This is a genomic window from Nocardia wallacei (assembly GCF_029868745.1).
Classification (GTDB): domain Bacteria; phylum Actinomycetota; class Actinomycetes; order Mycobacteriales; family Mycobacteriaceae; genus Nocardia; species Nocardia wallacei_B.
The window spans coordinates 1-11,062 of record NZ_JARWOP010000009.1; the positions used below are offsets into that span (position 1 = coordinate 1).

Below are 11,062 nucleotides of genomic sequence, written 5' to 3' on the forward strand. Positions count from 1 at the left end.
TTTGGTGGGTGTTTTGTTTTGGTGTTTTTTATATTACCCATATACACAACCACCCACCCCCAAAAAAACCCCTATACCAAGGGCGCCTAAAACCCGCCGAAGCGAAGCGGAGGCCAAAAACACAGCAGCGATCCCCACCCAACCCAGCCAAAGCCCCCACCTACCCCCCACCCCCTAACTAATCCCCAACCGACTAGTACAAGCCGGCCAAGCCCCCCATCCCTGCCTCGCCCTCGTCACCTCCGCAATAGCAATCTGCTCCTCCCGAGTAGCCAAATCAGCCCTCGGCGCATACCGAGTCCCCCCTTGCCGCTCCCACGTATTCTGATCGAACTGAATCCCCCCGAAAAACCCGTTCCCAGTGTTGATCCCCCAATTCCCATGAGACTCACACTGCGCCAACGCATCCCACACCGCCCCATCCCGAACCGGCGGCACCTCGGTCCCGGGCTTGGCCCCCTTCCGAACAGTCTTCGGCTGAGCCGGAACGATCACCGTGTTACTGATCGGATCCTTACTCGCCTCCTCCCCATTGACGATCGACACCGCGAACGTCACGTCCTGCACCCCCGCCTTACCCGGATTCTCGACAACGGTCCGGCTCATATTCAGCTCCGGATCCTCGATGACGTCCTCGGTCGGATCCAACGCCACCCGCTCGACCCGGTTCTCCACCCGCTTACGCGTGACGGTGATCTTCATCCCGTCCCGCAGCGGCGTCGCGGCGGCAGGCTCGACCGAATCCTGGTTCGCCAGCGGCACACCCTGCACCTGTAGCAGTTCCCCGACGGTCGGCGCGGCCATCCGCACATAGCCGGGCGGCTCACCGTTGTCGGCGAGCAGCACGGTCCGCGGGCTGGTGACCGCCAGCGCGGCCCCTTGCAGCGGGAGCGGCGTCGGCCGCGCGGGCGACACGAACACGTCGGAGGGGATGTTCAGCTGCTGCAGCGCGTCGGCGACGGTGGCCGCGGTGGTCCACACCTTCTGCGGGCGTCCGTCGAGGGTCAGCGCGACCTGCCGAGCCCGGTTCAGCGTGACGGTGGCGCCGTCGAGCACGATCTCGTCCGCCGACGGCGAGACCGCGTCGCGGTTGGTGAGGGCGAAGCCGGCGGCCTTGAGTACCCCGCGCACGTCTCCGGACATGGTGCTGAAGCTGGACTCCTGGCCGTCGATGACGACGGTGACGGTCTTGCGATTCATGATCGCCAGTGCCGCGCCCACGGTCAGCGTGATCAGCATCGCCGCGATCGCCGCATAGAGCAGCGGCGAGCGTGAGGAGTTGATCCGCTCCAGGGCGGGCATCCGAAAGTCCGGCATGGTCACAATACGATAACGAGGGGGTCAGGCCCTGACAACCACAAGCCGTGGAACAGGGGTTTTCCACATCACGGGTCGATATCGACACAGCAGGTAGATAACGACCCGCGTCATCGTAGTGAACTGCCCCACAATCCGCACCTCGAACGCATACACGCGCTGGTCCGAGGGGTCAGAAGTACATTCCGTAGACCCGCATCGCGTTGGCCGTGGTGATCTTCGCGAGTTCGACCGGGTCCTGCTCGCGCAGCTCGGCCAGCGCCCGCACGGTGTAGGGCAGGCAGTACGGCTCGTTGGGCGCGCCGCGGAACGGGTGCGGGGTCAGGAACGGCGCGTCGGTCTCCACCAGAATCTGCTCATCCGGCACGACCGTGGCGGCCTCTCGCAGTTCGTGCGCGTTCTTGAAGCTCACGGTGCCGGAGAAGCTCAGCACGTACCCCTCCGCGACGCAGGCCAGCGCCATGTTCGTGTCGGAGGAGAAGCAGTGGAAGATCACGGTCTCGGGCGCGCCCTCGTCCAGCAGCACGGCCAGCAGGTCGTGATCGGCCTCGCGGTTGTGGATCATCAGCGGTTTGCCGAGGCGTTTCGCCAGGTCGATATGCCAGCGAAAACCCTCGACCTGATCCTCGATCGCCGCGCAGCCGTCGAGCTTGCCGGGCCAGTAGTAGTCCAGCCCGGTCTCGCCGACGGCGACCACGCGCGGATCGGCGGCCAGCTTCTCCAGCTCCGTCTTCGCCGCGTCGTCGAGCGCGTTCGCGCGGGTCGGGTGCAGCGCGACGGCGGCGTACACCCGCTGGTCCCAGTGCGCCGCGCGCACCGCGAAGCGTGCGGCGGCCAGGTCGTCGGCGACGGTGACCACCCGGCCGACACCCACCGCCGCGGCGCGATCCACCAGGGCGGCAACCGATTCGGCGTCGGTGGCGCCGCAGGCGTCCATGTGGGTGTGCGCGTCCACCAGCGGGGACAGCGGTTCGGGCGGTTCGGGTGCGGGTCGTTTGCTAGGCATGGCCACCGGGGATATTCGCGCGAACGGTCACGGGCACGCCGATTACAGTAGTCACATCATGAGCGAACGCCCCGCCTTCTACATCACCACGGCCATCGCCTACCCGAACGGTGCGCCGCACATCGGCCACGCCTACGAGTACATCTCGGCCGACGCCCTCGCGCGGTTCAAGCGCCTCGACGGCTACGACGTGTTCTTCATGACCGGCACCGACGAACACGGTCAGAAGGTGCAGCAGTCGGCGCGCGCCGCGGGCGTCCCGGTGCAGGAGTACGCCTCGCGCAACTCCGACGTGTTCGAGCAGCTGGACAAGGCCCTCGACATCTCCTACGACCGGTTCATCCGCACCACCGACGAGGACCATGTCGCCTCCAGCATCGCCATCTGGGAGCGGATGCGGGCCAACGGCGACATCTACCTCGACACCTACTCGGGCTGGTACTCGGTGCGCGACGAGGCCTTCTACACCGAGGAGGAGACCACCGTCCGCGCGGACGGCACCCGGGTCGCCACCGAGACGGACACGCCGGTGGAGTGGACCGAGGAGTCGAACTACTTCTTCCGGCTGTCGAAGTATCAGGAGGCGCTGCTCGATCTGTACGAGCGGCATCCAGAGTTCATCCTGCCCGCCACCCGCCGCAACGAGATCGTCAGCTATGTCAAGGCCGGACTGCGCGATCTGTCCATCTCGCGCACCACCTTCGACTGGGGCGTGCCGGTGCCCGGCCATCCCGATCACGTGATGTACGTATGGGTGGACGCCCTCACCAACTACCTCACCGGCGTGGGCTTCCCGAACACCGAATCCGCTGCGTTCCAACGCTTCTGGCCCGCCGACGTGCACATCATCGGCAAGGACATCACCCGCTTCCACACCGTGTACTGGCCGGCGTTCCTGCTCTCGGCCGGGGTCGAATTGCCGAAACGCGTTTTCGTGCACGGCTTCCTGACCAACAAGGGCGAGAAGATGTCGAAGTCGGTCGGCAACGTGGTCGACCCGACGGCGCTGGTGGAAACCTACGGCCTGGACGCCGTGCGCTTCTTCCTGCTGCGCGAGATCTCCTACGGCCAGGACGGTTCCTACAGCCACGAGGCGATCGTGGGCCGCATCAACACCGATCTGGCCAACGAATACGGCAACCTGGTGCAGCGCAGCCTGAAGATGGTGGCGCGCGACTTCGCTTCCGCCGTACCGACTCCCGGCGAGTTCACCGAGGATGACCGCGCCCTGCTGGAGCGGGCGAACGGCCTGCTGGAGCGGGCGCGCGCCGAATTCGACCAGCAGCAGATGCATCTGGCGCTGGAGGCGATCTGGCTCACGCTCGGCGAGACGAACCGGTACTTCTCCGCACAGCAGCCGTGGGCGCTGGCGAAGGCGGGCGACACCGCGCGCGAGGGCACCGTGCTGTACGTGACCCTCGAGGTGCTGCGCATCGTCTCGATCCTGGTGCAGCCGGTCATCCCCGGCTCCGCGGGCCGCATCCTGGACCAGCTGGCCCAGACCGCCCGCACCTTCGCCGACCTGGCCACCCCGATCGAACCGGGCCTGCCGCTGCCGCCGCCGGAACCGGTTTTCCCGAAGTACGTCGAGCCGAAGGACTAGCGCTGGTGTGCACCGATGCCGCCGCTGGAACAGACATCGGATGCGTGGCGTGAGTCGCTGTACCGCAAGCGATCTCGCTCGTCAGCCACGTGCGCGAGCAGCGAGGACGGCGTCGTAGAGTTCGCGGCGGGAGGCGCCGGTGGCCGAAGCGACCTGGGCGCAGGCGTCTTTCAGACGCATCCCGTCGGCGACCAGGTCCTCCACCTCGGTGGCCAGGTCGGCGGGATCGGCCGAAAGCGGTTGGGCGCCTTCGAGAACCACGGTGATCTCGCCGCGGGCACCGTCGGCCGCCCAGGCGGCGAGTTCGTCCAGGGTGCCGCGAACGACCTCCTCGTAGGTCTTGGTCAGCTCGCGGCACACGGCGGCGCGGCGGCTGGGGCCGAGCACCTCGACGGCGTCGGCGAGACAGTCGGCCAGGCGGTGCGGCGCCTCGAAGAACACCACGGCCCGCGGTTCGGCCACCAGCGTGCGCAGCCAATGCTTGCGCTGGCCCGACTTGCGGGGCGCGAAGCCGTCGAAGCAGAACCGCTCCATCGGCAACCCGGACAGCGCCAGCGCCGTCGTCACCGCGGACGGGCCGGGCAGGCAGGTCACCGGCAGTCCGTGATCGACGCACGCCGCGACCATCCGGTAGCCGGGATCGCTCACCGACGGCATGCCCGCGTCGGTCACCAGCAGCACGGTGCGCCCGGCCTCGATCTCCGCCAGCAACTGCGGAATCCGCGCGGCCTCCACGTGGTCGTAGAAGCTCACCACCCGCCCGGTGATCTCGACCCCGAGCGCCTTGGCCAGCGCCCGCGTCCGCCTGGTGTCCTCGGCGGCAACCACTTCCGAGATCTCCAGCGCCGTCCGCAACCGCTGTGAGGCGTCCCCGGCGTCACCCATCGGCGTCGCCGCCAGCACCAGACGCCCGGCCTGCCCGCTCATCGCACTCCCGTCCACGGATTCGGTCACAGCTCGCCGCCGGCCGGGCTCCATCAGACAACACTGCGGCAACGCGCCACCACGCGGCCCACGGTCCGGGGCCCGCGGCATCCGGCCACACCGGTCACCAATCGCGGCGGCAGAGCAATATTTGCCGTCTCACCCCGATCTGTGACCGCTCAGCCCAGCCGGGCACACCGCCGCCCTCGGCTCACCGCTGCGCGGAGGCCGGATGTGCACCGCATACGATCGACGCGTGACCCAGCTGACCGACGCGCGCCCGGCGATCGGCGCGGGCTCGGCTTCGTCCAGCCCGGCGCCGCTGCGCCCCACCCCCGATTTCGGCCCGACCGATCGGGTGCGCGGCTGGGTCGTCACGCTCGTACTCACCACGATCGCCGTGGTCACCCGGTTCCTGAACCTGAACTATCCCACCGACGCCGGCACCCCGGTCTTCGACGAGAAGCACTACGCGCCGCAGGCCTGGCAGCTGGTGACCGGCGGCTGGGTCGAGGACAATCCGGCGTACGGACTGGTGGTGCATCCGCCGGTGGGCAAGCAGATGATCGCGCTGGGCGAGCTGCTGTTCGGCTACACCAGCTGGGGCTGGCGATTCTCGGCGGCGGTGTTCGGCTCGCTGCTGGTCCTGCTCGTCATCCGGATCACCCGGCGAATGACCCGGTCCACCCTGATCGGCGCCATCGCCGGACTGCTGCTGATCGCCGACGGCCTGACGTTCGTCTCCTCCCGCATCGGCATGCTCGACATCTTCCAGGCCCTGTTCGTCACCGCCGCCTTCGGCTGCCTGATCGTGGACCGCGACCAGGTCCGAGAACGCATGGCACGGGCCGACATCGAGGGACGCCTCGCGCTCAGCACCTTCGGGCCCCGACTGGGCGTGCGCTGGTGGCGCTTCGGCGCGGGCCTGCTGCTCGGATTGAGCTGCGGCACCAAGTGGTCCGGCATGTACTTCGTCGCCGCGTTCGGGCTGATGTCGGTGTGCTTCGACGTCGCCGCCCGGCGCGCGTACAAGGTCGCACGCCCGTGGGTCGGCACCGCCGTCCGCGACATCGGCCCGGCCCTGGCGTCCCTGGTGCTCGTCCCGCTGCTGGTATACCTGGCCGCCTATTGGGGCTGGATCGCGAGCGAGGACGGCTACGACCGCTATTCGGTCGGCAATGCCCTCGGCGCGGGCGGCACCTGGTCCTGGATACCGGACGCGCTCCGCTCGCTGTGGCACAACCAGGCCGAATCACTGAAATTCCATGAGAGCCTGACCAATTCGGCGGGCAACCACCACCCCTGGGAGTCCAAGCCGTGGTCGTGGCCGATGGGCCTGCGGCCGATGCTCTACTACTACGCCGACGGCGGCGTGACCGGCTGCGGCCAGGCGGTGTGCGTGAAAGCGGTCATGCTGATCGGCACGCCGGCGCTGTGGTGGGTCTCGCTGCCGATGCTGGCCTGGGCGATCTGGCGCACCGCGACCCGCCGCGACTGGCGCTACGCCGCCGTCCTGGTCGGCTACGGCGCGGGCCTGCTGCCCTGGTTCGCGACCCTGGACCGGCAGATGTACTACTTCTACGCGGTCCCGATGGCGCCGTTCCTGGTCATGGGCATCGCCCTGGTGCTGGGCGACATCCTCGGGCCCGCGCCCTTCGCCCGCGTCGGCGACCGCTTCGAGCGCTGGACCGAACACCGGCGGCTGAGCCTGCTGCTGGTGTGCTTGTATCTCGGCGTGGTGGTGGCCAACTTCATCTGGCTGTGGCCGATCCTGACCGCGCTGCCGATCACCGTCGGCAACTGGCACGACCATCTCTGGCTGCCGAGCTGGAAATAGCTACTCGCTCAACGCGGCCCGCACATAGCCGACCGCCGCCTCGTCGTCGAGCCCCAGCCGCCGGATGACCGCCACGTATTCGGTGGCTGCCCGCCCGGCCAGATCCCGGGTCGGATCGCCCGACGAGGCAATGAACGAGCCGAGCCGCCCGCGCGTTTCGAGCACGCCGTCCTGTTCCAGTTCGCGATAGGCGCGCGCCACCGTATTCGGCGCCAGCCCGAGGTGGCCGGCCAGCGCGCGCACGGTGGGGATCTTGGTCCCGGCCGTCAGCTCACCGGACCGAACCCGGGCGATGATGCCCTGCCGCAACTGCTCGTACGGCGGAACCGCCGAATGATGGTCGACCGGGATGTCCAGCATCGCGCCTCACACTTCGTCCCGCGACAACGGGCAGGACAGGCAGCGCGGACCACCGCGCCCGGAGCCGAGCTCGGATCCGGGAATGGTCAGCACCTCGATACCCGCGTCCGCCAGCCGCGCGTTCGTGTTCTCGTTGCGTTCGTAGGCGACGACCACCCCGGGCGCCAGCGCCAGGGTGTTGTTCCCGTCGTCCCACTGTTCCCGTTCGGCGGTGACGCCGTCCAGGCCGGTATCGATGACCCGGAGTTTGGGAATGCCCATCGCCTCGGCCGCCGCGGGGAGGAACGGGTCCGGCCCGCGCATCTCCACCGTGCCGTCGTCGCGCTTGCCGATGGTGAAGGCGCACAGCGAATCCTGCACCGCCGGGTACATCACGACGGCGTCGGTGTCGACCATGGTGCAGACCGTGTCCAGGTGCATGGTCGCGCGGTTCTGCGCGATCGGCACCACCAGCACGGTGTGCGCGAGATTGTCCTCGAACAGGCTGCGCGCCAACGCTTCCGCACCGGCCGGGGAGGTGCGCTCGCCGACCCCGATCGCCACCACGCCGGGCGCCAGCAGCAGCACGTCGCCGCCCTCCATCGGCGCGGTGTGCGACTCGTAGGCCCGCCGCACGCCGAGGAAGCGCGGATGGAAGGCGTAGACGAGATCGGTCAGCGAGGTTTCGCGCGCGCGGGCCGGCAGCGCCAGCGAGGTGATCGCCACCTTCGGGCCCACCCAGAACGAGGAGTCACGCGTGAACAGCAGATTCGGCAGGGGATCGATGACGAAGTCGGTGCCGTGATGCATGCGGCGGACCAGCGACGTGCCCGGATCGAAGGGCAGTTCGTCGAAGGTCATCCCCGACATCAGGACCGACGCCAGTTCCTCGGCGTCCGACACGCCGAACAGGTAGGACTTCAGTTCCTCGGCCAGCGCGTAACCGATGCGTCGCGCGTCCACCGCGGCCGTGATGCCCATGCTGCGGCCGGGACCACTGCGCGCCAGCGTCTCGACCAACAGGTTCTGCAGCAGCAGCACCTCGACGCCGCGCCCGGCAAGCAGCCCGGCGAAGGTGTCGTGTTCCTGCTGGGCGCGCTCCACCCACGGGATGGCGTCGAACAGGAGCTGATCGTTGTTGCGTGGGGTGAGCCGCCGCAGTTCCGCGCCGGGCCGGTGCAGCAGCACCGTGCGCAGCGTCCCGACCTCGCTTGTCACGGAAAACGGTCGCGCCGGCGGCACAGCCTCTGTTTCCATAACCCGACCGTAGTCATCCGCTGCCGCCTTGGCACGGAATTCGCTGGGTGTACGCCGCCGGGACCGACCCGCCCGCACGGGCCGGACGGCACACCGGGAATGATGGCGACACGCCGTAAGTTACTTCCAAACGGCCGCGGTGTGCGCTTTACCTGAAGTATTGTTCAGGTATGCAGCAGACGACCTGGAACACCAAGGAACTCACCCCGGGCCAGTTGTCCGAACGCAGCGGGGTCGCGGTGTCGGCGCTGCACTTCTACGAGCGCGAGGGCCTGATCACCAGCCGTCGCACCAGCGGTAACCAGCGCCGATACTCCCGCGAAACGCTGCGCCGGGTGGCCTTCATCCGCATCTCCCAGCGGGTCGGCATCCCGCTCAGCGAGATCCGCAAGGCCCTGGGCACCCTCCCCGAGGGCCGCACCCCGAATCGCAAGGACTGGGAACGGCTGTCCACCATCTGGCGGGTCGATCTTGACCAGCGTATCGAGCAGCTGACCCGCCTGCGCGACAGTCTCACCGGCTGCATCGGCTGCGGCTGCCTCTCGCTCGCCAGCTGCCGCATCGTCAACTTCCACGACAAGCTCGGCGACGAGGGCCCCGGCGCCCGCGTCCTGGACGTCAACCTGCACTGCGAGGCGTCCCCGGACGGCGCCGGCTGCGAAACCGTCTACGAGACAGCGGAAGCCGACTCGGCCGCCTGCTAACCCTTCTTCAGGAAGCTGTCGAACAGGTCGTTGGCCCGGCGCATCGCGAACTCGTAGGGCAGCGCGAACTTGCGCGCCCACCAGTATCCGAAGCGGACGTCGAACGAGGTGTGGATCAGGAAGCGGTTCTTCTCGATACCGCGCAGGATCTGCGTGGCCACCCGCTCCGGCGGCGTAGCGTGGCTCTGGAATCGCTTGACGTAGCGCTGCACTCGCGGATCGTCGCGGTCCACCCCGGCGATCTCGACCGTCTGCACCAGGTGCGTGTTCACCGCGCCCGGCACCACCAGGTGCACGGTGATGCCGTGCCGCGCGAGATCGAACCGCAGTACCTCCGACACGCCTCGCAGCCCGAACTTGCTGGCGCTGTAGGCCGCGTGCCACGGGAAGGCCAGCAACCCCGCGGCGGAGGACACATTGACCAGCGCCCCGCCGCGCCCGTCCCGGACCATCCGCGGGACGAAGTTCTCGATCACGTGGATCGGGCCCATCAGGTTGACGTCGACCATGGTGCGCCAGTGCCGGTGCTCGAGGTTCTCCACGGTCCCCCAGGCCGACACGCCCGCGACATTCATCACCACGTCGAGGCCGCCGTGCGCGGCGTGCACCTCGTCGGCGAACGCGGTGACCGCGTCGTAGTCGCTGATGTCGAGGGCACGGGAGAACAGCACCTTGCCGCCCTCGCGGCCGATGGCCTCGACGGTTTCGGCCAGGCCCGCGGCGTCGATATCGGTGAGCACCAGTTCGGCGCCGGCCCGGGCCGCGGCGATCGCGGTGGCCCGCCCGATCCCGCTGGCCGCGCCGGTGACCAGAGTCTTCTTGCCACTCACGGACTTCAAGCGATCGCGCACGCGGTTTCCTCGGATACTCGGTGGGGGCGGCGCCGAACCCTCCGCGGGTTCCCCGTTCCCGGCGCCTGACGTTTTCCTGTGCTGCCGAGAGCATACGGGCTGCCCCCGGTCCGGGTTCGACGCCCCGTTGCGCCGCCGGTCGCGGGCGCGCCCGTCAGCGACCGCCGAGCACCTCCAGCATCCCCGCAACCGCGGCCGGCCAGGTGAACTGCTCGGCCCGGCTCCGCGCGGCGCGGCGCCGATCGCCGGGCGGGAGCGCGAGCACGTCGGTGACCGCCTGCGCGAAGGAGAAGGGATCGTCGGCGGCGACCGCGCCGCAGTCCTCGGTGAGGATGTCGGCCAGCGCGGACGAGCGGCTGGCCACCACCGGTGTGCCCGCGGCCAACGCCTCCAGCGCGGCCAGCCCGAAGGTCTCGTGCGGCCCCGGCGCCAGCGACACGTCCGAACTCGCGAGCAGCGTGGCCAGCCGGTCCCGGTCGGCGATGAACCCGGTGAAGTGCACGGCCGGACGCCCGTCGGGCAGCGCCGCCACGGCGCGGGCCCGCCGGTGCAGCGACTCCCGCCGCGGCCCGTCGCCCGCCACCACCAGCCGCGCGTCCAGGCCCTCCCGGCGCAGCGCGTCGACGGCCTCGATACTGCGGTCTACCCGCTTCTCCACCGACAGCCGCCCGCAGTGCACCAGCAGATGCCGGGCACCGAACCGCTGTCGCAGCGCACCGTCGCGGCGCAGCGGGCTGAACGTCTCCAGGTCGACGCCCAGCGGCACCAGGGCCACGTTCGGCACCGCGATGCGTTCGAACTCCGCCCGCGCGAATTCCGTTGTGCAGACCACGATGTCGTAATCCTCGGCGGAACGGCGGTTGGCCGCGTCGGCGGCGCGGCGCGCCAGCGGACCCGGCAGCACCTGACCGAGCAACCGGTCCAGCCGCTCGTGCGAGATCATCACGCCCGCGATGTCGCGCCGCCGCGCCCAGCGCCCGAATCCGCGCAGCGTCAACCGATCCGACACCTCGAGCGCGTCCGGCCGCAGCCCGGTCAGCAGGTCGGCCACCCGCCGCGGGTCGGCGGCGCGGTAGCCGCCGGTCCACGGAATCGCCACGGCGGGAACGATGATCCGGCGCACGCCCGTCCCGAGCGTCTCCTCGCCCCACCGCTGGGCCCGGGCCCACAAACCCAACACCAGGCACCCCCACACCAATTCCACCACCCCATCAAGAAGCTCCC

At 69.2% G+C, this 11,062-nt stretch carries 10 protein-coding genes; 3 read left to right on the forward strand and 7 right to left on the reverse strand.

Annotated elements, in window-relative coordinates:
* Positions 1 to 174 precede the first annotated feature (174 nt).
* Positions 175 to 1,302: a resuscitation-promoting factor gene (locus QH470_RS00165; RefSeq protein ID WP_280270177.1), complete on the reverse strand. Its 1,128-nt coding sequence runs from the start codon at positions 1,300 to 1,302 to the stop codon at positions 175 to 177.
* Positions 1,303 to 1,489: 187 nt separating this feature from the next.
* A complete protein-coding gene (locus QH470_RS00170; protein WP_280270170.1) occupies positions 1,490 to 2,323 on the reverse strand; it encodes a TatD family hydrolase in 834 nt (277 codons plus the stop codon).
* 58 nt (positions 2,324 to 2,381) lie between these two features.
* Here QH470_RS00170 and metG point away from each other — a divergent pair, with 58 nt between their 5' ends.
* The gene (gene metG / locus QH470_RS00175; protein WP_280270171.1) at positions 2,382 to 3,926 is read left to right on the forward strand and encodes a methionine--tRNA ligase; all 1,545 of its coding nucleotides are present in this window, start codon (positions 2,382 to 2,384) and stop codon (positions 3,924 to 3,926) included.
* A gap of 81 nt (positions 3,927 to 4,007) precedes the next feature.
* On the opposite strand, the gene rsmI is transcribed toward metG, so the two are convergent.
* Positions 4,008 to 4,853, reverse strand: coding sequence for a 16S rRNA (cytidine(1402)-2'-O)-methyltransferase (rsmI, locus tag QH470_RS00180; RefSeq protein WP_280270178.1), 846 nt, complete (start codon positions 4,851 to 4,853; stop codon positions 4,008 to 4,010).
* A 253-nt stretch (positions 4,854 to 5,106) separates the two neighbouring features.
* Here rsmI and QH470_RS00185 point away from each other — a divergent pair, with 253 nt between their 5' ends.
* Positions 5,107 to 6,687: a dolichyl-phosphate-mannose--protein mannosyltransferase gene (locus tag QH470_RS00185; RefSeq protein WP_280270172.1), complete on the forward strand. Its 1,581-nt coding sequence runs from the start codon at positions 5,107 to 5,109 to the stop codon at positions 6,685 to 6,687.
* Here QH470_RS00185 and QH470_RS00190 read toward each other — a convergent pair whose 3' ends face one another.
* Complete coding sequence (locus tag QH470_RS00190) at positions 6,688 to 7,047, reverse strand: GntR family transcriptional regulator (protein ID WP_280270173.1); 360 nt, start codon at positions 7,045 to 7,047, stop codon at positions 6,688 to 6,690. It lies immediately after the preceding gene.
* Between the two features lie 6 nt (positions 7,048 to 7,053).
* Positions 7,054 to 8,283, reverse strand: coding sequence for an arginine deiminase (locus QH470_RS00195; RefSeq protein WP_280270174.1), 1,230 nt, complete (start codon positions 8,281 to 8,283; stop codon positions 7,054 to 7,056).
* Positions 8,284 to 8,453: 170 nt separating this feature from the next.
* Between QH470_RS00195 and soxR the strand changes: the two genes are divergently transcribed.
* Positions 8,454 to 8,987, forward strand: a complete 534-nt coding sequence (gene soxR, locus QH470_RS00200; RefSeq protein ID WP_280270175.1) for a redox-sensitive transcriptional activator SoxR — start codon at positions 8,454 to 8,456, stop codon at positions 8,985 to 8,987.
* Here soxR and QH470_RS00205 read toward each other — a convergent pair.
* Together QH470_RS00205 and QH470_RS00210 are read right to left on the reverse strand one after the other, a co-directional pair.
* Entirely contained in the window at positions 8,984 to 9,838 is an 855-nt protein-coding gene (locus QH470_RS00205; protein WP_280270176.1) for an SDR family oxidoreductase, read from the reverse strand. The genes soxR and QH470_RS00205 overlap by 4 nt on opposite strands.
* A 154-nt stretch (positions 9,839 to 9,992) precedes the next feature.
* Positions 9,993 to 11,062 (reverse strand): glycosyltransferase (locus QH470_RS00210; protein ID WP_483243929.1); only part of this gene is annotated, 1,070 nt, incomplete at its 5' end.

Bases quoted from the DNA above. Each gene is read 5' to 3' on its own strand.
- metG (WP_280270171.1), top strand. From the start codon at position 2,382: ATGAGCGAACGCCCCGCCTTCTACATCACCACGGCCATCGCCTACCCG.
- QH470_RS00195 (WP_280270174.1), bottom strand. From the start codon at position 8,283: ATGGAAACAGAGGCTGTGCCGCCGGCGCGACCGTTTTCCGTGACAAGC.
- soxR (WP_280270175.1), top strand. From the start codon at position 8,454: ATGCAGCAGACGACCTGGAACACCAAGGAACTCACCCCGGGCCAGTTG.
- QH470_RS00165 (WP_280270177.1), bottom strand. From the start codon at position 1,302: ATGCCCGCCCTGGAGCGGATCAACTCCTCACGCTCGCCGCTGCTCTAT.
- QH470_RS00190 (WP_280270173.1), bottom strand. From the start codon at position 7,047: ATGCTGGACATCCCGGTCGACCATCATTCGGCGGTTCCGCCGTACGAG.
- QH470_RS00170 (WP_280270170.1), bottom strand. From the start codon at position 2,323: ATGCCTAGCAAACGACCCGCACCCGAACCGCCCGAACCGCTGTCCCCG.
- rsmI (WP_280270178.1), bottom strand. From the start codon at position 4,853: ATGAGCGGGCAGGCCGGGCGTCTGGTGCTGGCGGCGACGCCGATGGGT.